The organism is Streptomyces sp. NPDC048297 (assembly GCF_043201585.1).
Lineage (GTDB): Bacteria > Actinomycetota > Actinomycetes > Streptomycetales > Streptomycetaceae > Streptomyces.
Genome location: NZ_JBICZA010000006.1, coordinates 82,521 through 103,526, shown reverse-complemented (window position 1 = coordinate 103,526; position 21,006 = coordinate 82,521). Strand labels below are relative to the sequence as shown.

Here is a 21,006-nt window from a genome sequence, read left to right as displayed (position 1 = left end):
GGAATCGCAGGCTCAGGCCTGCTGTTGTAGGCGCTGTCGCAGGCGGTCGGCCGGAGAAGCTGTCGCCCGCGGTCGCGCGATGGACACGACGGGACGCGACGGGACACGACGGGAAGGGACGGCGGGCGTGGACGTGGGCGTGGACGTGAACGGCACGGTGGCCGAAGGCTTCGAACCGGTCAGGGAGGCGTTCGCGGCGAACTTCCCCCTGCTCGGGGATCGCGGCGGCGCCGTCGCCGTGTACCGGGACGGCCACAAGGTCGTGGACCTGTGGGGCGGCACCCGGGACATGGACGGCACGGCCCCCTGGGAGCCCGGCACCGCGCAGATCATGCGCTCCGCGACCAAGGGCGTCGCCGCCGCCGCGCTCCTGCTGCTGCACCAGCGCGGCGAGCTGGACCTGGACGCCCCCGTGGGCGCGTACTGGCCCGAGTACAAGGCGGCCGGCAAGGAGCAGACCCTCGTGCGGCACCTGCTCGCGCACCGCGCCGGTGTGCCGGTGCTGGACCGCCCCCTGACCCCCGCGGAGGCCGTCGACCCGGACCTCGGCGCGGCAGCCGTCGCGGCACAGGCGCCGGTGTGGGAGCCGGGCACGGACCACGGCTATCACGCGCAGACCTACAGCTGGACGACCGGAGAACTGATCCGCCGGATCACCGGTCGGCCCGTCGGCGAGTGGATAGCCAGCGAGATCGCCGCGCCCGCCGGCGCCGACCTGTGGCTGGGCCTGCCCGACGCCGAGCAGGCGCGTGTGGGCCGTGTCGGTCCCGCGGTGGAACCGGAGACCTCCGGCGCCCTGAAGACCCGCCCCAAGCGTGCGGTGGCCGAGGCCTACGCCGACCCGGACTCCCTCACCCGCCGTGCCTTCGCCGCGATCACCCCGCTCCCGGACGAGAACGACCCCGCCTACCGCGCCGCCGCGCTGCCCGCCTCCAACGGCATCGCCACCGCGGACGGCCTGGCCCGCTTCTACGCCTCGCTGATCGGCGACGTGGACGGCGGCACCCGCCTGTTCACCCCGGCCACCATGGAACTCGCGCGTGCCGAGCAGTCCGCCGGACCGGACCGGGTCCTCGTCGTGGGCACCCGGTTCGGCCTCGGCTACATGCTGCACGGCAGCGCCTCGCCGCTCCTGTCCCCCGCCTCCTTCGGCCACCCGGGGCGGGGCGGCGCCCTCGGCTTCGCCGACCCGGAGGCGGGCATCGCGTTCGGCTACGTCACCAACGGCTTCCGCCAGAGCGTGACGGCGGACCCGAGGGCGCAGGCACTGGTGCGGGCGGTGCGCACGGCCCTCGCGCAGACCGGCTCACACGTCGAGCGGGCCGGCTGACTCAGACGCCGAGCAGGCCGGCCGACTCACACGCCGAGCAGGCCGTCTCACGGTCGAGCACGCCGACTCACACGTTGATCGGATGCGAGATCCGTCCGGACTCCGCGTCGATCTCCCCGTGGGCCTTGGCCAGCAGTTGCATGGCGAGTTCGTTGAGGGCACGGGCGCCCGCTATCTCCTCGCCGACGCGGGGCTGGTTCGCGTCGATGGTGTGCCGGCTGGCGTGCCCGTGCGCTCTGACCTCGGTGCCGTCGGGCAGACGGACCAGGGCGGCCGCGCGCGTGTGCTGGTCGTCCTCCATGAACTCCATCTCGACGTGCCATCCCACCGTGGTGTGCATCATGTCGACCACCTCCGGAAATCCACTGATTCCAGGGTGCTCCCGCACACGGGGAACGTCATGTCGGCCGGGGCCCGCCGGTCTCAGCCGCCTTCAGCCACCTCAGCCGCCCTCAGCCACCTCAGCCGCCCTCAGTCGCCCGTCTGCTTGTCGAAGCTGGCGAAGTAGGCGGCGGCCATGTCCTCCTGGGCGTGGCCCTGGGCGGCGGCGCGGGCGAAGCGTTCGGCCGCCGCGGCGGCGACGTCGAGCCGTACGCCGTTGCCCTCGCCGGCCGCCACGATCAGCCGGGCGTCCTTCTCGGCGGTGGCCACGGCGAACGAGGCCGGGGTCAGCTTCCCGTCGAGCAGCAGCGCGGTCTTGGCCCGCAGGTACCCCATGTCCAGCGGGCCGCCGTCGATGAGGTCGAAGAACCCCTGCGGGTCGACGCCGAGGCCCTTGGCGAGGGCGAGCACCTCACCGGCCGCCGCGGTGGCCGCGAGGACCCAGCTGTTGGCGACCAGTTTGAGCCGGCTCGCGCTGCCCGTGGCCGCGTCCTCGCCGGTCCACACGGTCTTCGCGCCGATCGCGTCGAACACCGGGCCGACCATCTCCCGGCCCTCCCGGGGGCCGGCGGCGAGCACGGTCAGCTGACCGGCCTCGGCGGGCTGGCGGGTGCCGAGGACGGGGGCGTCGTAGAAGACCAGCCCGTGCTCGCGGGCGAGGTCGGCCAGGTGGGCGACCATCTCGGTGCCGGCGGTGGTGCACTGCGCCCACACCGTGCCCGGACGCAGCGCCGGGGCGGCCTCGCGCAGGACGTGAAGGACGGTGTTCCCGTCGTACAGCATCGTCAGTACGACATCGGCGCCCTCGACGGCCTCGGCGGGCGTGCCGGCGACCTTGATCCCGTCGGCCGCGAGCGGCTCGGCCTTGTCCCGGGTGCGGTTCCAGGCCCTGACGCCGAGTCCGGCGCGGGCGAGGTTGCGGGCCATCGCGGCCCCCATGATGCCGGTGCCCAGGACGGCGACGGTCGGCTTGTCGGTCATGAACGGCTCCCTGTCGGATCCCTGCCGAATCCCGGTCGGGTCCCTGGCAGATCCCTGCCGGATCCCGGTCGGACGATTCGGTCCCTATCCGGCATGCAACATCAGTCCGATGCCCACGACCAGCAGACCCGCCGCCGCGACCCGGGGCGCCCCGAAGCGTTCCTTGAAGAACAGCGCGCCGATGGCCGCGCCGACGATGATCGAGGACTCCCGCAGGGCGGCGACGGGTGCGAGGGCGGCGCGGGTCTGGGCACACAGGACCAGTCCGTACGCGGCGACGGACGCAAGTACGGGCCCCGCCTTGTCGGCGATGACCTGGCGCGCTTCGGAGGGGAGGTCGTGGAAGTGGCGGCGGAGCATAGACACGGCGCTGTTCCTCGAGGGGTGGTGAGACGGGGCTGCCCCGGCCAGCGTGCGGCCGGGGCAGCGACGTGGAGCGGATTCTGGCCTAGTAGGGCTGGTCGTCACCGGCCGAGCAGCGGGCCCGCCCCGTTGCCTTCTAGACGGCCCCGGCCTTGGGGCTCCCGGCCTTCCGGCCCGGCATGACTTTTGCCCCCTGTCGACGGTGCTCGCATCAATGACCCGGGGGGTGGTGTCACCGGGTCGGGAGGCGCCGGTAGATCGCTAATAGGGGCAGGAGCGCCGGTCCGCCGGCAACGCTCTTCGTCACGTGGTTGCCGGATGCCGGCGCCGTGCCTTGGCCGGGAAGACAAGACCCTCTCAGGAGGACGTTCGTGATCGACACCCGCGACGTGGCCGTGTTCCTCGGTCTGGACGTCGGCAAGGGCGAACACCACGCCACCGGTATGACGCCGGACGGCAACCGCGTCGTCGACAAGCCGCTGCCCAGCAGCGAACCCAAGATGCGGGCCATGCTCGACAAGCTCACGGCCAAGTACGGCCGGGTCCTGGCCGTGGTCGATCAGCCGGCCTCGATCGGCGCCCTTCCGCTGGCCGTCGCCCGCGGTGCAGGCTGCGGGGTCGCCTATCTGCCTGGGCCGACGATGCGGCGGATCGCGGATCTCTACCCCGGTGAGGGCAAGACCGACGCCCGCGACGCGGCGATCATCGCGGACGCCGCCCGCACCATGCCGCACACCCTCCGCGGCATCGAACTGGACGACGAGACGATCGCCGAACTCCACATGATCGTGGGCTTTGACGACGACCTCGCCGGTGAGGTCACCCGGGTCGCCAACCGGCTCTGTGGCCTGCTCACCCAGATCCATCCGCACCTGGAACGCGTGCTCGGCCCGCGTATCCAGCACCCGGCCGTACTCACCCTGCTCGAACGCTTCGGCTCGCCCAAGGAGATCCGCAAGGCCGGACGGCGCCGCCTGGTGACGCTGCTGCGGCCCAAGGCACCCAGGATGGCGAACGCCTGGTCGAGGACATCTTCACCGCCCTGGACGAGCAGACCGTGGTCGTCAGGGGCACCGACGCGGCCACGGTGATCGTGCCCAAGCTCGCCAGGAACCTCGCCGCACTGCTCGACCAGCGTAAGGAGTTGGCAGCTGACATCGAGGAGTTGCTCAAGTCGCACCCTCTTTCCGGGCTCCTGACGTCGATGCCGGGGATAGGCGTCAGGACCGGAGCCAGGATCCTCATCGACGTCGGCGACGGCACCACCTTCCCCACAGCCGGGCACCTCGCCGCATACGCCGGGCTCGCCCCCGTGACTCGAAGATCCGGGTCCTCGATTCGCGGTGAGAGCCGGTCCCGCCGGGGCAACAAGCACCTCAAACGGGCGTTCTTCCTGGCCACGTTCGCCGCCCTGTCCGATCCGGCCTCCCGGGCCTACTACGAGCGCAGGAAGGCCGAGGGCAAGCGGCACAAGCAGGCCCTGATGTGTCTCGCCCGCCGCCGCGTCGACGTCCTGTTCGCCATGCTCCGTGACGGTACGTTCTTCGAACCTCAAGCCGTCCCCCAAGCCGCCTGAAACATCACCAATCAACCGACCCGCCCCTTGACGAAAGAGATAGGGGCACCCCCCGGCCGGGCCCGCTGCCATGTTGGTCAGCTGAGGATGCCAGTGATCTCCTGGCCGGTGAGCGCTTGAGCGATCTGCCAGCGCATACCGCCCCGCGAGCCCTTGATCAGAACGATGTCGTTCGGTCGGAGGAGCTTGTCCAGTATGGCCGTCGCCGTTTCGTTGTCCCGAACGATGGCAACCTCGACACCAGCGTCAGCCGCGCCCAGGGCAAGCTGTTTGGCCATGTCGTTGCCCACGGCGATGACGAGGTCGATGCCGTACTCGCCGGCCATCTGCCCAACGTCCCAGTGCGCTTTGGCCGCTTGGTCGCCCAGCTCCAGCATCTCCCCGAGCACGGCGATCCGCCGCGATACGGGCCCGTCGTCGGCGGCCTGGCCGGTCGTCTGGTCAGTCACCGAGGACCACGCCCCTGCCTGCATAGAACCGGGACAGGCGGGCCCATGGGACTCGGTGGGCCTCCTGGGATACGCCGGGCAGCCCGGACGGGTTGTGCAGCATCACGCCCTCCTCATAGACACCGACGGCGAGCACCAGGTGCCCGCCCTTGCTCGGTGGGTCGTCGTCAGTCGTGCGGATCGTCTTGTGGACGGGCAGCAGCACCAGCCGCCCGCCCGTGACCTCCTCATGGACACGGGCGGCGGGCAGGTCCGGGATGGACTCGGCCTGGAGGGACCAGCGGCCCCGGACGTGCTCGGCGAACGGCTGATAGATCAGCCCCTTCACCTGGTCCCCGTCGCGTACGTAGGCGCCGGCCTCGCACAGCTCCCGGACGAGCGGCACGGAGGGTGGCACCGGCCGCCTCCAGTAGTCCAGCGCCATCCGCAGGCACGCGACACCGCACATCCGAGGCGCCCAAAACGCGTACTCCTGCGGGTCGGTGGCGCCGGACTTCTGCCAGAGCGGGTCATCCGCCGCGTCCCGTTGGCCGGTGATGAACTCCGGGACGAGGGCAGCGGATTCCCACTGTGCGTAGTAGGGCACGGGGTGAAGGATGCTCGGGGCGCTCATGCGCCCCAGTCTCGCCTAGGGCAGGTACGCGGGTTTGGTGAACGCGCTCCTGACGAGGTGCTGCATCAGGGTGGGATACGGGATGCCCCCGGCCCTCGCCATGGTGGCCAGGTTCCCGTGTTCGGAGAGGCCGGGGAGGGTGTTGCACTCCAGGACAGTGACCCGGCCGTTCGCTGCGGCCAGGAAGTCCACGCGGAGCACACCGTGGGCGCCGATCATCCGGAACACGCGGCGCGCGAGGTACTGCATGGCCTCCGTGGTCGGAGCCGGCAGGATGGACGGGCAGTGCTCGACGCGGAGATCAGGGTTGTGCTTGGCCTCGTAGTCGTAGAACTCGTTCTTCGACTCCACGTCGTGGACGGGCAGTTCCGTCAGCCGGCCATCGATCTCAACCAGGCCCACGGTGCACGGGATGCCCTGGACGAACTCCTCGACCATGTACTCGGCGTACGGGTCGGCCTTCGTCGCCTCCAGCAGCTCCGTCAGCTTCGCCTCATCGCGCGCAATCCCAGCGGCGAGCTGCCGCCGCCGGAAGACGGCTTCATGAACACCGGGTAGCCCAAGGTATGGCGGACGGTGGACGCGGTGGCGGCAAGGGACAGTTCCGGGTAGTGCACCGGCGTCCAGAGCGGCGTGTCGATGCGCTCCTGCGCAAGCATCCGCTTGAAGGTCGGCTTGTGCATCCCGATCGCGGACGCCATGACGCCGGACCCGGTGTACGGCAGACCGATCGTGTCGAGCGCCCCCTGAATCTTGCCGTCCTCACCGCCCAGCCCGTGGAGCCCCAGGAGGGCGACGTCGATACGCCCGGGGAGCTCGGATAGCGGCGTCTCTGCCGTGTCGATCAGCTCCGTTTTGAGCCCGGCCGCGGCCAGTGCTTTGGACGCGTGCTCGCCGGATGCGATTGACCCGGGCCGTTCAGGGGAGTTTCCTCCACACAGGACACCGATCCGCAGGGTCTGGATGTCCGGCACCGTCGTTACTGTCACGTTCTCTCCTCGTGAGGTGACATCGGTGGTGTCCTCGGCGCGGCGGCTGAGCCACTGCCAAGAGGCAGCCGCCGCGCCGAGCTGGGTTCGCCCCAGATGTTCGGCCGCCCTTATCGCGGGCGGCGGTCTGTGGTGCTGGCCCCTGCCAGAGCAACGCCCCCGCACCGGGGGAACGGACGGGCGAGCGGGGCCGGGCGTGGTGCCTACCAGTGGAGGCTCTGGCCCTCCGGGGTCACGCGCACGGTGGCCTCTTCCAGCGCCGGCGTGCCAGCGGCATGCCAGCGGCCGAGGTGTTCCTCGACGGCATCCCAGATGCCTGCGAGGGCCACCCTGCCGGACGATCCAGCGGCCGTCCTCTTCGTGGAGTGCGGCGAACGCGCCGGCAGAGGCGTCGACGAGTACGTCCTCGTCGTGCGGCCCGTGCCGCAGTTTCAGGCGCTGCGCGGTCGGCACGGCGAACTGTGCGACGAACCGGGTCGTCCAGTCGTCCAGGACGTCGGCGCCGATGATGGCCTCGCGTTCCTTGCCCACACTGAGGTCCGGGAGCAGGCCGAGCGGGGGCGCGATGTGGGGGCGGGCGAGCATGAAACTGACGTGTCCGCCCAGTACCGGCCCGGAGGCTGTGCCATCGTCGTGGACGGTCAGACGCACCAGTTCGGATGCGTTCAGCCAGCCGCCGATGGTCGTCAGGATCTGCCCGCCGGGCTGCGTCTGCTCGAGCCAGTCCGCAGGCACCGTGTGTACGGCGCACGTGGCGATGATCCGGTCGTACGGTGCATCGTCGTCACCGCCGAGGAGGCCGTCACCGATCAGGAGGTTGGGGTACGTGCCGAGCCGGCCGAGAGCCTCCCGGGCCCGCGAAGCCACCTCCTCGTCGTACTCGATCGATGTGACATGGCGGGCGCCCACGCGCGCGGAGAGCACTGCGGTCGAGTAGCCGGTGCCGGTGCCGATCTCCAGCACCTTCATGTCCGGCTCCACCTCCAGGTCCTCGAGCATGCGCAGCACGAGCGATGGGAGCGTGCTCGAACTGGTCGGCTCCCGCATGATCTCGCCGCGGATGTCCGCCGGCTTGATCGTGCCCGCGATCTGCGTCACGAGGGATTCGTCGGCGTAGCAGGCTTCGAACCAGCCGTCCTCGTCCTCCATGACCGACGCCCAGGCGGTGGGCGCTGAGCCGGGCACCATGCGGAAGAACCCGTTGCGCAGGAACTCGTGCCTGGGTACGGCCGCGGCGGCGTCCTTCCACGGTTGTGTGCGCAGGGAGCCGCTCGCGGTCATGCTGTCGATGAGGTGCCGGAGGAGCTGTTCGTGGTCGCTCACGGCTTCCTTTCCAGTAGGTCGGCCAGGGCTGCGCACATGGGCAGGCCGGTCTCGTGCTCCAGCCAGTGCCATTGGCCGGACGGGTTGCATTCGAGGAACCACCATTGCCCGTCGGAGTCCAGCGCGAAGTCGAAGGCGCCGAAATGGAGCCCGAAGTGGTCCATGTACTCGTGGAGCGCGAGCTCGATCTCTGCGGGCGTAGGCACGGGGGTGTAGCTCAAGCGGCTGTAGTCGGTCCGCCAGTCCAGGAGATCGGAATCGATCCGGACACTGAAGGTGTGCGGCCCGATGACGGTCACGCGGATGTCGGCTGTCTTCGGTACGCGTTCTTGGAACAGGTGGGCGGTGCCGGCGACCCTGTCGTCGATGTCCTCGGCCCTCACCTCGGCGATCTTGACGACGGAGGAGACGTCGTCGACCCGGTACACGGGGTTCCACAAGGGTTTGTAGATCACCGGCCCGTGCCGCTTGATGAAGGCCCTCGCCGAGTCGGGGTTCGACGTGATGAGGGTGCGCGGCACCTGTAGGCCGGCCCCGACCGCGGCAGCCAGACCGGACGGCTTGAACTCTGCATCGCCGGTGAAGTGCGGGTGGTTCACGTACAGGCAGTTCGGAAGCGAGGCGATCACGCCCCCGATCCCGTAGCGGGCTTGGGTGATGGCGAACCGCTCGTCCTGCTCGTCGAGGTGCGGGAACGCGAAGCCGGTCGGACGCCGGTAGTACAGCGCGCGGACATCGTCGAGGTCGGCAGTGCGCGAGGGGGTGTCGAGGCGCCCCCGGATGCCGTCTGGGGTGATCTCTGCCTCCACCGACAGTGATGCGGGGAAGTCCCCCGAGTCGAACCGCACGACCGGGACACCCCAGGTCATCACGGCGACCGTCGTCCGGGTCCAGAAGCGGGCTGTCAGGACGGCACTCTGGGCACCAGGGAGCTCCGTTGTCCTGCTCAGCAGCAGTACACCCGTGGGGGCGATGGGTTCGAAGGCGGTCACAGGTCCTCACTCAGGGAGTCCGGAGCCTTCACACACCCGATCTCAACCAACAGCTCGAGTAACTCCTGGACGGCCCATCCCATTCGCCGCAGGTGGCTCACGGCCTTCGCGTAGTCGCCCGGCAGCTCGGCCTGGATCGCCTGGCGGGCGCTGCCGATGAGCTGCGCGACCCGCGGGTCGCGCTTCTCGGCCTCGAGTGTGGTGGCGATGCCGACGAGCTGCATCAGGTGGCCGCGCAGTCGCCGGCCCAGCTCCTCCACCCGTTCCTCGGAGGGAGCCACGGTGTCGAGCACATCGCCGGCGTCGTCGAGCAAGGCGTCCCCGTCGTAGGGCTTCCAGGCGCGAACTGCCGCGAGCGCTTGTCGCACGGCTGCCTCCTTCGGGAGGCGCGCGGGCTCAACCGGGTGGTTCCACCGGGGCACGGCATCGCCGGTGCGTTGGGGAATCACGGTCGCTGTCACTGGCCCTCAACCTCTCTGCGGAGGTCGCACCACACCGTGGTTCCCTGGTCGTTGCTGCCCCAGGTCCCTCCGTTCTCCGCCACCACTGCCGCGACGAGGGTGAGACCCCTGCCCGTTTCGGCGTCGTCATCTGCTTCGTGGGGCTTGATGATGGCGGGCATTCCGTCGTCGACCGTGATGCGCAGAGATTCGCCCTGGAGGGCGAGACGGAGCCGGATCTCCTGGGTGCCGCTGTGGAGTAGGGCGTTCGTCAGCAGCTCGGAGACGATCAGCATCGCCTCGTCGATCAGCGCTTCGCATCCGCCGAACCGGAGTTTCGCGGCAGCGATCCGCCGTATGGCCCCGATGCGCCAAGCGTCCGTCTCGCGGGGCGGCGCGTCACCACGGCGCGGAGCAACCTGAATGCGCTCGTCCATCAGGTCCCCGTCACGGCGGAGGCCGGCGCGAGGCGCCTCTACGGCTGTCGTCGTCATCACGTCCTCTTGGGGGAACATGGAGCCGACCGGACCAGCGCGCGGGAGGCACTGTCGCAGTGCAGTAAGGGCGCGTAGGGCAGTCCCTGTGCGGCATCAGCAAGTGCACGTCGACAGGTGCTCTGCTGAGCCGTGGTGTGCTTCATCGTCATGGTCGGCTCCATGTCGAAAGGCCAGTGACGACATGGTGGGCCCACAACTAAGCCCCAACTAGCCTGACTTCAGGCTAGTTGGGGCCAAATGTTGACTGCGAGTCACACTTGCGAGGTCAGCCAGCTCCCGTACGAGAGAAAGCTGTCGGGAAGACGTCGGTGTGCGGCTTCCAGACTGGCGTACGTGTCCCTCACCGTCGGGTGGTACTTGGCCTGTTGCGGAGCCGTTCTACGCGCCTTGAGCAGGCTCGAGAACGAGGCGTCCGTCTTGCCCGTCCACATCTGCGCGCGGGCGACCTCAGCCCAGTGGTGGCTTGTCCGGGACTTCGGCCAGTCATCCGGAATGACAAGGCTGTCCGCCTCCTCCACGGCCTTGTCGAACTTGTCGAGTTCAGCGAGGACTGACACCCGGTGCACGCTGACGTTGGTCCCGCCGAACGCCATCCACAGCACCTTGGGGGACTCGCCGGTGCGGCTCGCGATGCGCTCGGCCTCGGCGAGGTGCCCCATGGCCTGTTCCTCGTTGTGCGCCCGGCCGGCCATCACGGAGCCGCCAAGGTGGAGCTGCCCGGTGACGACGTCCCGCTCCCGCGACGCCTCCGCCTGCCCGATGGTTCGCAGGCCCAGGTCAACGAGCCGCTGCCCGGTCCTGAACTTCCCCTCGCGCAGGTAGGTGAGGGCGCGGAAATACTGGTAGGCGCCTCCGAACACCGCGCTGCTCGCGCGCTGTGCAGCCCAGTCCAGCCGAGCGAGCGAGAGCTGCGCCAGGTCCGCGTATCCCAGCTTCGTCGCCACGTCGTACGAGGTGCGATAGAGCGAAGCGAGGACGAGCCAGCCGCCGCTGGCGCCCTGCGTGTGCGCCGCGGTGGTCGTCTCCTCGATCAGGCCGGCGACTTCGCCTGCTGCACGCTTGATTTCGCCGGCGCGGACGGCTGCGCACAGGCTCTCGGAGTCCTCCTGCAGCTCATGCAGCGGGCGGGCCGAGATGTCGGGGTCGGGCCCCAGGTCGTAGACGTCCAGCGCCTCACGGATCGGCGCTATCAACACGTCCAGTTCGTCAGCGCGCAGGTCCTCCTTGTACGGCTGCCCGATGATGGTGGCGACCTCGACCCGCATGGCGCGGGCCAGGCAAGCGACGGCGTGCGGGGTGGCAGACAGCCTGTTCTGTTCGATCTTGGTCAGCGTGTCGTACGGGACTCCGGAGAGGTCGGCCAAGCCCCTTTGAGTGAGGTGGCGCTCCCGGCGAAGACGCGCGATCCGCACGCCGGTGTGGTCCTGAGGCAGAGCGTGCATACTTGACTCCTGTTCTGCTTCGACACCAGAACGGTACCCCGCTATCGGCTTCGAGGGGCACGGACGAACCCCGCTCCCCCGAGGAGTGGGGTTCGTCGTTGACAGCCCGTCATGTTGCTTTCCCCTCCCCGGGGTTGTGCACGGGGATCCTGGCAAACGGATCATTCCTCTCGGCTCGCGCGGGACGTACGTACACCTCCCGGGAGACGCGCGAGCCCGCCCGCCAGCGGCCTGCCCGCTCAAGCTCCTCGTCCGTGGCGTCGTTCTGCGCAAGCTCGGTCGCGGCGCCGGCGCGGACGCCCTGCGAGGAGACGTGTCGGCCGTCGGTCACCAGCCCGGCCGCGTGGAACCAGTGCTTCACACGCTCGTTGACGGTCTGCCCTCTCAGGTGCAGGCCGCGGCTGGTGGCCGTCTTGTTCCGCGTTTCCGCGGTGGCCACCAAGCCGTTCTTGAGGACGTGCCGGAAGACCGGCCCGGACGTGATGCCCTGGCCCGCCATGCAGTCGAGCCAGCGGGTGAGCCGGGGGACAAGCTGGATGTCCGGCCGGTCCATGAGCACGAGGTTCTGCTCCTCGTCGTGCGTCTTGTCCTCTGGGAGCCAGACGAGGATGCCGCCGTTGGTGAACGTCAGGTCCTCGATCTCGAGGTTGGCATCTTCGACGCTCCGGCCCAGGAAGCGGTACCCGAAGGCGAGCATCGCCGAGTCACGCCGGCCGATCGGCCGGCCGTCGGCCTCCGCCTTCTCCATCATCGGAACCAGGTACGGCAGGGTGATCGGGAACGCCCGACGGGTACGCAGGGCGCGCTTTTTGTTTTGCCGGTAGTTCGCCAAAAGCCGCAGGTAGAGGCTGTTATCGGGCTTCTTCCCCGGCGGCATCGCGGTCTTGATCAACGACATGTAGTTCTTGATCGTGGAGACCTTCAGGCCGCGGGCCATCAGGTGTCGGCTGTACTCGGTGTACGTGGCCGTCGTGCATGGGACCGTGACGCGGCCGTTCTCAGCGCACCAGTCCTTGAAGGCCCGCATGGGTCCCGTGCTGGTCGGGTCCGTGGCCTCGAGGAGTGCCTGCGTCTCCGGGCTGACGTCCAGGTCCCGCTTGCTGTACTTCGGGGCGTCCGCTGCGGTGGGCAGAGGGCCGCGCCGAGGAGGCCGAGGCCGGCGTGGGGGCGCAGCAGCCGCAGGGTGTCCCCGCGCTCGCGCACGTACATGTACGCCGGGATGACGGCCCCCTGGACGACCATCAGCCAGGCGGTGTAGCCGAGGGGCGTGTGGGCGGCCCGTACGCCCAGGCCGTCGATCACCGTGTACGCGGCGATGGTGAGGCCGGTGGCGAGGGCGGCGCCGATGGCCGCCCAGTTCGGCCGGTGCCCGCGCAGCCCCCACAGGCTCACGCCGGTCAGGCCCACGCAGGAGACGGCGATCCCGGCCGTGGCCCAGGCGCCGGGCACCTCGTCGGCGAACACCGCCGCGAGGACGGTGACCACGAGCGGCGCGCTGCCCCGGGCGATGGGGTAGGCCTGCCCGAAGTCGCCGAGCCGGAACGAGGTCATCAGCAGCGCGTAGTAGGCGATGTGCACGGCCGAGGAGGCGAGCAGGTACGGCCAGGCCGCTCCCGCCGGGACCGCCGTGAACGGGATCAGGGCGGCCCCGATCAGCAGCCCGCCGCCGGAGATCAGCGTGAACCCGGTGAGCTTGTCGGTGATCTGGTGCGCGATCGCGTTCCAGCTGGCGTGGGTGACGGCGGCGAGCAGGACGGCGGCCGTGACCAGGGGCGTCACCCGGTTCGCTCGCGCACGTCCACGAGGTCGGCGCCCGCGTGGGCGACCAGGTCCTTCGGCGGGATCGGGAAGACGGTGTGCGGGGTCCCGGCCGCCGCCCACACCGTGTCGTGGGCGAGCAGCGAGCGGTCGGCGAGGACCCGGGTGCGGTGCCCGAAGGGCGGGACCCCGCCGATGGCGTACCCGGTGGTCTCGCGTACGACGGCGGCGTCGGCCCGGCCGACCTTGCCGGCGCCCAGCTCCTGCCGTACCCGTTCCACGTCCACGCGGGACGCGCCGTCCATCAGGACCAGCACGGGGACCCCGTCGGCGGCGAAGATCAGCGACTTGCGGATCTGGCTCAGCTCGCAGCCGATCGCGGCGGCGGCCTCGGCGGCCGTGCGGGTGACCTCCGGGAAACGGCGGGTGCGGGCGAGCACGTCGTCGAGGCCGAGGGCGCGCAGGGCTTCGGCGAAGCGGGGGTGGGCTCCGGACTCTTCGGCGTCAGTGGCGGCTGTCGTCATGCCCGGCACGCTAGCGGTGCTTGTAGGGCACATGCGACCGGGTTTCCCCACGTCCGTCCGGAACAGTCGGTCTGTCCGGACGGAAAGAAGCCGGTGAGGGCGCCCCGTCCCCACGGATCCCTCACCGGCGGTCTTTCACGGGCGGTACGTCAGATACGTACCAGCGGGCGGTACGTCAGACGCGTACCAGCTCCCGTTCCTCGTCGGGGTCGGCGTCCTTGTGGCAGCCGGCCGCGGAGTCGGACACGGAGCGCAGGCCCTCGCCCTCGACGTCGACGTCGGGCAGCGCCCGGTCGAGCCACTTCGGCAGCCACCAGGCCCGCTCGCCGAGCAGGGCGAGCACCGCCGGGACGATGGCCATGCGGACGATGAACGCGTCGAAGAAGACGGCGATGGCGAGGCCGAAGCCGATCATCTTGATCATCGGCTCGCTGGAGCCGATGAAGCCGGAGAAGACGGCGATCATGATGACCGCGGCGGCGGTGACGACGCGGGCGCCGTACCGGAAGCCGGTCACGACGGCCTGGCTCGGCTTCTCCCCGTGGACGTACGCCTCGCGCATCCGGGTCACGAGGAACACCTCGTAGTCCATGGCGAGTCCGAAGACCACGCCGACCATGAAGATCGGCATCATCGACATGACCGGGCCGGTCTCCTCGACGTTCATCAGGCCGGACAGCCAGCCCCACTGGAAGACCGCTACCACGGCGCCGAGTGCCGCCAGCACGCTGAGCAGGAAGCCGAGGGCCGCCTTCAGCGGGACCAGGATCGAGCGGAAGACCACGATCAGCAGGAGGAAGGCCAGGCCGACCACCAGCGCGAGGTAGGGCAGCAGGGCGTCGTTCAGTTTCTGCGAGACGTCGATGTTCATCGCCGTCGAGCCGGTGACCAGCACCGTCGCGTCGGTCGCCGCGGTGATGCCGGCACCCTTGCCGCGGATGGCGTGGACCAGGTCCTCGGTGGTCTTCGAGGACGGCTTGGAGTTCGGGACGACGGTGATCGTCGCGGTGTCGCCGGCCTTGTTGGGCACGGCCGGGGTGACGGTGACGACGTCCTTCAGGCCCTTGATCTCCTTGCCGACCTCGGCGAAGGCCTTCTTCGGGTGGGCGCTGTCCTTGGCGTCGACGACGACCATCAGCGGCCCGTTGAAGCCGGGTCCGAAGCCCTCGGACAGCAGGTCGTAGGCACGGCGCTGGGTGGTGGAGACGGGCTGGGAGCCGTCGTCGGGCAGGCCCAGCTGGAGGGAGGCGGCCGGGACCGCGGCAGCGCCGAGGCCGAGGACACCGAGGAGGAGGACGGCGACCGGGCGGCGCACGACGAAGCTCGCCCAGCGGGTGCCCATGTTCGGGCGGCCCGGCTGCTTGGTCTTGCGGCCTCCGCCGAGCAGCTTGCTCTTCTCACCGGCCGGCTTGACCTTGCGGCCCGCGTAGCCGAGCAGCGCCGGGATCAGGGTGAGGGCGATGAGGACGGCGATGGCGACGGTCCCGGCGGCGGCGACGCCCATCTTGGTCAGCATCGGAATGTCGACCACGGACAGGCCGACCAGGGCGATGACGACGGTCAGGCCCGCGAAGACCACCGCCGAGCCCGCCGTGCCGACGGCCCGGCCGGCCGCCTGCTCGCGTTCGCGGCCCTCGGCCAGCTCGGCGCGGTAGCGGGAGACGATGAACAGGGCGTAGTCGATGCCGACGGCGAGGCCGATCATCGTCGCCAGGGTGGAGGTGGTGGAGCCCAGGTCGAGGGGGCTCGCGAGCGCGGTGATCGTGGAGATACCGATGCCGACGCCGATGATCGCCGTCAGCAGCGGGAATCCGGCCGCGAGCAGCGAGCCGAAGGTGATGACGAGGACGACGGCCGCGATCGCGATGCCGATGACCTCGCTGGAGCCGGTCTCGGGCGTGGCGGTCAGCGCGTCACCGCCGACCTCGACGGTCAGTCCGGCGTCCCGCGCGTCCTGCGCGGCCTTCTTCAGCGCGTCCCGGGAGGAGTCCTTCAGCTCCATGCCGGAGACCTTGTACTTCACCGAGGCGTAGGCGACGGTGCCGTTCGCGCTGATGGCGTGCCCGGTGTAGGGGTCGGCGACGGAGGCGACCTCGGAGCCGCCGCGCAGCTCCTTCACCGTCTTCCGCACGGCGGCCTTGTTGGCGTGGTCCGTCATCTTCTCGCCGCTCGGCGCCTTGAAGACGACCCGCCCGGTCGCGCCGTCGGCGCTCATCCCGGGGAAGCGCTGTTCCAGCAGGTCGAAGGCCTTCTGCGCCTCGGTGCCGGGGATCGAGAAGGACGTGCTGCCGGCGGGCGGCGCGGAGGCGGCGCCCACCCCGGCGAGGGTGAGCAGGGCGACCCAGATGAGGGCGACGAAGTGCCGTCGCCGGAAGGCGAGCCGGCCGAGTTTGTAGAGGAACGTGGCCACGAGGGCGTACTCCCGGTCAGGTCGTGGAGTTTCAGGGCAGGGGTGATCAGCCCGACGACGTGAGCGGTGACGTCAGAAGATGGGCTTGCTGGGGAAGAAGGTCAGGCGATCGGGAGATCGGACGATCGTGCGATCACTTGGCGGAGACACCGAGGGCGGGGAGGACCACGGCGTCGATGTACGAGCGCAGGAACGCCTGCGTCGGTGGCTGGTCGTCGATGAGCGCGCGCGTGGCGAACGCGCCGATCATCATGTGCACCACGAACTGCAGCGCCGGGTTGTCCGGATCGACCTCGCCGCGGTCGATGGCGCGCCGCAGCACCCGGTGGAAGTTCGCCGTCTCCGGCTCGACCAGTTGCTCCCGGAACGCCGTGAGGAGATCCGGGTTGGTGTGCGTGGCCATGGCCAGACCGCGCATCAGCGCGTTGTTCTGCTCCATGACGCAGTCGTCCTCGCGCGAGACGAGGGCGTGGAAGTCGCCGCGCAGCGACCCGGTGTCGACGTCGGCGGCGCTGCCGGGCCTGCTGTGCTTCGTGTCCGACTTGCTGTGCCGGATCGCCTTCGCGACCAGCTCGGCCTTGCCGCCCCACTGGCGGTAGAGCGTGGCCTTGCTTGACCGGGTGCGGGCGGCCACGGCGTCCATGGTGAGGGCGTCGTAGCCGACTTCCCGGAGCAGGTCGAGCACGGCCTCGTACAACTCGGCCTCGCGCTCGGGAGTGATCCGACTGCGGCGCGCGGCGGCGACTTCAGTCATCTCTCTCACCCTTTCCCGCTCCGAACGACACGGTTTCGTACGTGATGAATATACCGCACCCCACTACGAAACGAAACCGTTTCGTACGTGTCCTGAGTCACGCGTGCCGGACCCGCACGAGTTGCTGGGCCACGGCCCCCGGAAAAGCATGGGGAGGTGAGCTATCTGCGCCTTCCCCACCTCCACGACGACCTGCTGTGCTTCGTGGCCGAGGACGACCTCTGGCTGGCCCCCCTCGACACCCCGGGCCGCCCCTGGCGGCTCACCGTGGACCGCACCAAGGCCGGCCATCCGCGCTTCTCGCCCGACGGCCGCCACATCGCCTGCACGTCCTGGCGCAGCCTCGTGCCCGAGATCCATCTCGTCGCCGTCGACGGCGGGCCCTCGCGGCAGCTGACGTACTGGGGCACGGCCGACACCCAGGTGTGCGGCTGGACTCCCCCCGACGCCGAGGGCCGCAGCGACATCCTGGCCGTGGCCTCGCACGGACAGCCGTTCTCCTACTTCGCCTGGGCCTACAAGGTCCCCACCGACGGCGACCCGGGCGGGCGCCTGCCCTGGGGCCCGGTCGCCGACATCCAGGTCGCCGACGTCGCCGGCGAGCACAAGACCCTGCTGCTCACCGGCACCGCGCCGCACGAACCCGCCTCCTGGAAGCGGTACCGGGGCGGCGCCACGGGCCGGCTCTGGCTGCACGGACAGCGGCTGCTGCCCGACCTCGGCGGCCAGTTCTCCTCCCCCATGTTCGTCGCCGGCCGGATCGCCTTCCTCTCCGACCACGAGGGCGTCGGCAACCTCTACTCCTGCGCCCACGACGGCACCGGCCTGCGCCGCCACACCGACCACGACGCCTTCTACGCCCGCAACGCCGCGACCGACGGCAACCGGATCGTCTACCAGTGCGCGGGCGACCTGTGGATGGTGGACGACTTCTCCCCGGGGGGCGTGCCGCACAAGCTGGACATCAGGCTCGGCGGGCCCAGCGCCGGACGCCGGCGCCACCAGGTGCCGGCCTCGCAGAACCTGGACTGCATCTCCGTGGACGAGACCGGCCGGGCCAGCGCCGTCGTCGTGCGCGGCAGCCTGTACTGGCTCACGCACCGCGACGGCCCCGCCCGCACCATCGCGGACACACCCGGCGAACGGGTCCGGCTCCCGCAGATGCTCGGCTCGACCGGACAGGTCGCCTACGTGACCGACGCCGGCGGCGAGGAGGCCGTCGAGGTCGCCCAGCTCCCGCGCGCCAGCGGCGACACCCCGCCGCGCCGGCTGGCCCAGGGCGAACTGGGCCACGTCCTGGAGACGGCCTCCGACCCGCAGGGCGAACGGCTGGCCGTCGCCTCCCACGACGGACGGCTGCTGCTGATCGACGTCACCGAGGGCGAGGAGGGCGCGGAACCCACCGAAGGCTCGGGCGAGGCCACCGGCCACGTCACCGAGCTGATCCGGTCCCTCAACGGCCCCGTGCGCGACCTCGCCTTCTCCCCGGACGGCGCCTGGCTCACCTGGTCCCACCCGGGCATCGGCCGCTCCCTGCGCACGATCAAGCTGGCCCGCATCAAGGACCGGCTCGTCGTGGACGTGACCAACGGCCGCTTCGAGGACGAGAACCCCGTCTTCACCCGCGACGGCCGCTACCTCGCCTTCCTGTCCTGGCGCGGCTTCGACCCGGTCTACGACGTCCACACCGGCGACCTCTCCTTCCCGCTGGGCTGCCGCCCCTACCTCGTCCCGCTCTCCTCCGCGACCCCCTCACCCTTCGCCCTCAACCCCGAGGGCCGGCCGGCCGCCGGCGGGCTCGACCCCGTCGAGGACGAGGAGAGCGGCGAGTCCGGCACCGTGACGGTGGAGGTCGAGGGCCTGGAGAACCGGGTGACACCGTTCCCGGTCATCGCCTCCAAGTACTCGGCGCTGCGCCCGGTCTCGGGCGGCGGCCTGGTCTGGCTGCGCTGGCCGATCTCCGGCGCGCTCGGCGAGACCTTCGTCAACCCCGCCGACACCAGCGGCCGGCCCACCCTGGAGCACTTCAACATCACCAAGGCCAAGAAGTCCGAACTGGTCGGCCACCTCGACTGGTTCGCGATGAGCGGGGACGGGAGCCGGCTGGTCGTCGTCGACGAGGGCGAACTGCGCGCGGTCCCCTCGACCGAGCCGGGCGACAGCGACACGACGGTCTGGATCGACCTGCGCCGCATCCTGCACGAGGTCGACCCGCCCGCCGAGTGGCGCCAGTCCTACGCGGAGGCCGGCCGCCTCATCCGCGACTACTTCTGGGACCCGGGCATGGGCGGCATCGACTGGAACGCGGTCCTCGACCAGTACCGCCCCCTGGTCGAACGCGTCTCCACACCCGACGAGTTCGCCGACCTGCTCCGCGAGGTCCTCGGCGAACTCGGCACCTCCCACGCCTACGTCTCCGCCGCCCGCCGCAACGAGGGCCCGCCCCACTACCAGCGCTGGCAGGGCCACCTCGGCGCCAACCTGCTGCGCCGCGACGGGCACTGGACGCTCAAGCGCATCCTCCCCGGCGACTCCTCCGACTCCAAGGCCCGCTCCCCGCTGGCCGGCACCGGCATCCGCGAGGGCGCCGTCCTGACCCACGTGGACGGCAGACCCGTCGACCCGGTCACCGGCCCCTACCCGCTCCTCGCCGGCTCGGGCGGTACGACCGTGGAGCTGACCTTCACCCCGCCCGAGGGCGAGAACGGCCCGGCCAGGCGGGTCGCGGTGGTCCCGCTCGTCGACGAACGCCCGCTGCGCTACCAGGACTGGGTGACCAAGCGGCGCGCCGTGACCCGGGAACTGAGCGGCGGCAAGTGCGGCTATCTGCACATCCCCGACCTGGGCGGCTCAGGCTGGGCCCAGTTCAACCGCGACCTGCGCATGGAGGTGTCCCGGCCCGCGCTGATCGTCGACGTGCGCGGCAACGCGGGCGGCCACATCAGCGAACTGGTCATCGAGAAGCTGACCCGGACCATCCTCGGCTGGGACCTCACCCGCGACGCCCAGCCGGTGTCGTACGCCTCCAACGCCCCGCGCGGCCCGATCGTCGCCCTCGCCGACGAGGCGACCTCCTCCGACGGCGACATGATCACCGCCGCGATCAAGCTCCTCAGACTCGGCCCCGTCATCGGCCAGCGCACCTGGGGAGGCGTCGTCGGCATCACCGGCCGCCACCGCCTCGGCGACGGCACGGTGATCACGGTGCCGATGAACGCGGCCTGGTTCGACGCGTACGGATGGTCCGTCGAGAACCACGGGGTCGACCCCGACGTCGACATCCTGCGCACCCCTCTCGACTGGGCCGAGGGCCGCCACGTCGAGATGGACCACGCCGTCCAACTGGCCCTCGACCTCCTCACCACCACCCCCGCCGCCCTCCCCCCCGACTACACCTCCACCCCCAACCACTCCCGCCCCCCTCTCCCCCCAAGAACATGAACCGCCGCCCAGGGGCGCACTGCCGGGTTCGGGCACGCTGCCGAGTGCGGGCGCGCTGCCGCTTATGGGTGCGTCGTCGGGTTCGGGTGCGTTGTCGAGTGCGGGTGCGCTGCGCAGCCGGGTTCGGGTGCGTTGTCGAGTGCGGGTGAGTGGGGGTTGACCGCGCAGTTCCCCGCGCCCCTTGGGTGTTGCCGTGACCCCCCGCAATACCGCGAGCCACTTTGCCCTCAGGCCCCAACCCCAACTTCCCCCAGGAACACGGGGTCCGCATCCAACAAGGCCCAACACCAACTCCCCCAGGGACGCGGGGGCCATATCCGACAAGGGCCAACACCAACTTGCCTAGGGGCGCGGGGAACTGCGCGACCAGCCCCCACTCACCCGAACCAGACAACGCACCGAACCCAAAGCAAAAAACGTGGGGCACCCCAAAAAGCTGGGGCACCCCACGTTTCACGGCCGAAGCCGAGCGCCGCGGCTACGCGTCGTAGTCGGCGTCAAACCGCTCCGCATCCTCATGCTCACGGTGATTCGGCGCCTGCTGACGCCCACTCTGCGGACGCTGGCCACCCTGCTGACCACCGCCCTGCTGGCCACGCTGCGGCGCACCGTGCTGACCGTGCTGTCCGGCCTGACCGGCCTTCTCACGAGCCTGCTCGAGCTTCTGCTTGCCCTGGCCCTGCATCTGGCCGGCCTTGTCCTTCATACCCATGTGGGTTCACTCCCGATGTGGGTGAGGTGGG

At 70.4% G+C, this 21,006-nt stretch carries 18 protein-coding genes and 2 pseudogenes; 3 read left to right on the top strand and 17 right to left on the bottom strand.

The genetic code is table 11. The features are described from left to right. Positions 1-79 precede the first annotated feature (79 nt). A complete protein-coding gene (locus ACGFYV_RS08800) occupies positions 80-1,330 on the top strand; it encodes a serine hydrolase domain-containing protein (RefSeq protein WP_393877643.1) in 1,251 nt (416 codons plus the stop codon). 67 nt (positions 1,331-1,397) lie between these two features. On the opposite strand, the gene ACGFYV_RS08795 is transcribed toward ACGFYV_RS08800, so the two are convergent. The 3 genes and pseudogenes from ACGFYV_RS08795 to ACGFYV_RS08785 all read right to left on the bottom strand — a co-directional run. After that, a complete protein-coding gene (locus ACGFYV_RS08795) occupies positions 1,398-1,673 on the bottom strand; it encodes a DUF1876 domain-containing protein (RefSeq protein WP_393877642.1) in 276 nt (91 codons plus the stop codon). A 128-nt stretch (positions 1,674-1,801) separates the two neighbouring features. After that, positions 1,802-2,692 carry an NAD(P)-dependent oxidoreductase gene (locus ACGFYV_RS08790; protein WP_393877641.1) on the bottom strand — a complete coding sequence of 297 codons (891 nt, stop codon included), beginning with the start codon at positions 2,690-2,692 and terminating at the stop codon, positions 1,802-1,804. Positions 2,693-2,776: 84 nt separating this feature from the next. Next, positions 2,777-2,974: pseudogene (locus tag ACGFYV_RS08785) on the bottom strand (EamA family transporter); the annotation flags it as partial. Positions 2,975-3,426: 452 nt separating this feature from the next. Here ACGFYV_RS08785 and ACGFYV_RS08780 point away from each other — a divergent pair. Then, positions 3,427-4,631, top strand: a pseudogene (locus tag ACGFYV_RS08780) (IS110 family transposase). A gap of 77 nt (positions 4,632-4,708) precedes the next feature. Here the strand turns inward: ACGFYV_RS08780 and ACGFYV_RS08775 are convergent. The 13 genes from ACGFYV_RS08775 to ACGFYV_RS08715 all read right to left on the bottom strand — a co-directional run bounded on the left by ACGFYV_RS08775 (position 4,709) and on the right by ACGFYV_RS08715 (position 16,822). After that, complete coding sequence (locus ACGFYV_RS08775) at positions 4,709-5,080, bottom strand: glutamate ligase domain-containing protein (protein ID WP_393877640.1); 372 nt, start codon at positions 5,078-5,080, stop codon at positions 4,709-4,711. Further along, complete coding sequence (locus ACGFYV_RS08770; protein ID WP_393877639.1) at positions 5,073-5,693, bottom strand: C39 family peptidase; 621 nt, start codon at positions 5,691-5,693, stop codon at positions 5,073-5,075. Before ACGFYV_RS08770 ends, ACGFYV_RS08775 begins: the two co-directional genes overlap by 8 nt. Before the next feature lie 15 nt (positions 5,694-5,708). After that, entirely contained in the window at positions 5,709-6,131 is a 423-nt protein-coding gene (locus ACGFYV_RS08765; RefSeq protein WP_393877638.1) for a hypothetical protein, read from the bottom strand. Positions 6,132-6,175: 44 nt separating this feature from the next. Continuing rightward, on the bottom strand, positions 6,176-7,831 hold the full coding sequence (locus ACGFYV_RS08760; protein ID WP_393877637.1) for a methyltransferase domain-containing protein: 1,656 nt from the start codon (positions 7,829-7,831) through the stop codon (positions 6,176-6,178). Between the two features lie 170 nt (positions 7,832-8,001). Beyond that, complete coding sequence (gene tgmB / locus ACGFYV_RS08755; RefSeq protein WP_393877636.1) at positions 8,002-8,997, bottom strand: ATP-grasp ribosomal peptide maturase; 996 nt, start codon at positions 8,995-8,997, stop codon at positions 8,002-8,004. Beyond that, positions 8,994-9,365 carry a DUF6415 family natural product biosynthesis protein gene (locus ACGFYV_RS08750; protein ID WP_393877635.1) on the bottom strand — a complete coding sequence of 124 codons (372 nt, stop codon included), beginning with the start codon at positions 9,363-9,365 and terminating at the stop codon, positions 8,994-8,996. Before ACGFYV_RS08750 ends, tgmB begins: the two co-directional genes overlap by 4 nt. An 89-nt stretch (positions 9,366-9,454) precedes the next feature. Continuing rightward, positions 9,455-9,952 carry an ATP-binding protein gene (locus ACGFYV_RS08745; RefSeq protein WP_393877634.1) on the bottom strand — a complete coding sequence of 166 codons (498 nt, stop codon included), beginning with the start codon at positions 9,950-9,952 and terminating at the stop codon, positions 9,455-9,457. A 233-nt stretch (positions 9,953-10,185) separates the two neighbouring features. Next, complete coding sequence (locus ACGFYV_RS08740) at positions 10,186-11,376, bottom strand: helix-turn-helix domain-containing protein (RefSeq protein ID WP_393877633.1); 1,191 nt, start codon at positions 11,374-11,376, stop codon at positions 10,186-10,188. A gap of 109 nt (positions 11,377-11,485) precedes the next feature. Next, positions 11,486-12,268 (bottom strand): tyrosine-type recombinase/integrase, encoded by a 783-nt coding sequence (locus ACGFYV_RS08735; RefSeq protein ID WP_393877632.1) that lies wholly within the window; start codon positions 12,266-12,268, stop codon positions 11,486-11,488. 44 nt (positions 12,269-12,312) lie between these two features. Then, positions 12,313-13,155, bottom strand: coding sequence for an EamA family transporter (locus ACGFYV_RS08730; RefSeq protein WP_393877631.1), 843 nt, complete (start codon positions 13,153-13,155; stop codon positions 12,313-12,315). Beyond that, positions 13,152-13,658, bottom strand: coding sequence for a YbaK/EbsC family protein (locus tag ACGFYV_RS08725; protein WP_393877630.1), 507 nt, complete (start codon positions 13,656-13,658; stop codon positions 13,152-13,154). The genes ACGFYV_RS08730 and ACGFYV_RS08725 overlap by 4 nt, the downstream gene beginning before the upstream one ends. A gap of 175 nt (positions 13,659-13,833) precedes the next feature. Further along, complete coding sequence (locus ACGFYV_RS08720; RefSeq protein WP_393877629.1) at positions 13,834-16,068, bottom strand: MMPL family transporter; 2,235 nt, start codon at positions 16,066-16,068, stop codon at positions 13,834-13,836. A gap of 133 nt (positions 16,069-16,201) precedes the next feature. Further along, on the bottom strand, positions 16,202-16,822 hold the full coding sequence (locus ACGFYV_RS08715) for a TetR/AcrR family transcriptional regulator (protein WP_393877628.1): 621 nt from the start codon (positions 16,820-16,822) through the stop codon (positions 16,202-16,204). 156 nt (positions 16,823-16,978) lie between these two features. Between ACGFYV_RS08715 and ACGFYV_RS08710 the strand changes: the two genes are divergently transcribed. After that, a complete protein-coding gene (locus ACGFYV_RS08710) occupies positions 16,979-20,263 on the top strand; it encodes a S41 family peptidase (protein WP_393877627.1) in 3,285 nt (1,094 codons plus the stop codon). A gap of 478 nt (positions 20,264-20,741) precedes the next feature. Here ACGFYV_RS08710 and ACGFYV_RS08705 read toward each other — a convergent pair whose 3' ends face one another. Then, positions 20,742-20,969, bottom strand: coding sequence for a hypothetical protein (locus tag ACGFYV_RS08705; RefSeq protein ID WP_393877626.1), 228 nt, complete (start codon positions 20,967-20,969; stop codon positions 20,742-20,744). Positions 20,970-21,006: the final 37 nt, after the last annotated feature.

What these genes read in the sequence shown, in the direction of transcription:
- ACGFYV_RS08800 (WP_393877643.1), top strand. Translation starts at nt 80, where the DNA reads ATGGACACGACGGGACGCGACGGGACACGACGGGAAGGGACGGCGGGC.
- ACGFYV_RS08795 (WP_393877642.1), bottom strand. Translation starts at nt 1,673, where the DNA reads ATGATGCACACCACGGTGGGATGGCACGTCGAGATGGAGTTCATGGAG.
- ACGFYV_RS08790 (WP_393877641.1), bottom strand. Translation starts at nt 2,692, where the DNA reads ATGACCGACAAGCCGACCGTCGCCGTCCTGGGCACCGGCATCATGGGG.
- ACGFYV_RS08770 (WP_393877639.1), bottom strand. Translation starts at nt 5,693, where the DNA reads ATGAGCGCCCCGAGCATCCTTCACCCCGTGCCCTACTACGCACAGTGG.
- ACGFYV_RS08765 (WP_393877638.1), bottom strand. Translation starts at nt 6,131, where the DNA reads ATGGTCGAGGAGTTCGTCCAGGGCATCCCGTGCACCGTGGGCCTGGTT.
- ACGFYV_RS08760 (WP_393877637.1), bottom strand. Translation starts at nt 7,831, where the DNA reads ATGGAGGACGAGGACGGCTGGTTCGAAGCCTGCTACGCCGACGAATCC.
- ACGFYV_RS08745 (WP_393877634.1), bottom strand. Translation starts at nt 9,952, where the DNA reads ATGTTCCCCCAAGAGGACGTGATGACGACGACAGCCGTAGAGGCGCCT.
- ACGFYV_RS08740 (WP_393877633.1), bottom strand. Translation starts at nt 11,376, where the DNA reads ATGCACGCTCTGCCTCAGGACCACACCGGCGTGCGGATCGCGCGTCTT.
- ACGFYV_RS08725 (WP_393877630.1), bottom strand. Translation starts at nt 13,658, where the DNA reads ATGACGACAGCCGCCACTGACGCCGAAGAGTCCGGAGCCCACCCCCGC.
- ACGFYV_RS08715 (WP_393877628.1), bottom strand. Translation starts at nt 16,822, where the DNA reads ATGACTGAAGTCGCCGCCGCGCGCCGCAGTCGGATCACTCCCGAGCGC.
- ACGFYV_RS08705 (WP_393877626.1), bottom strand. Translation starts at nt 20,969, where the DNA reads ATGAAGGACAAGGCCGGCCAGATGCAGGGCCAGGGCAAGCAGAAGCTC.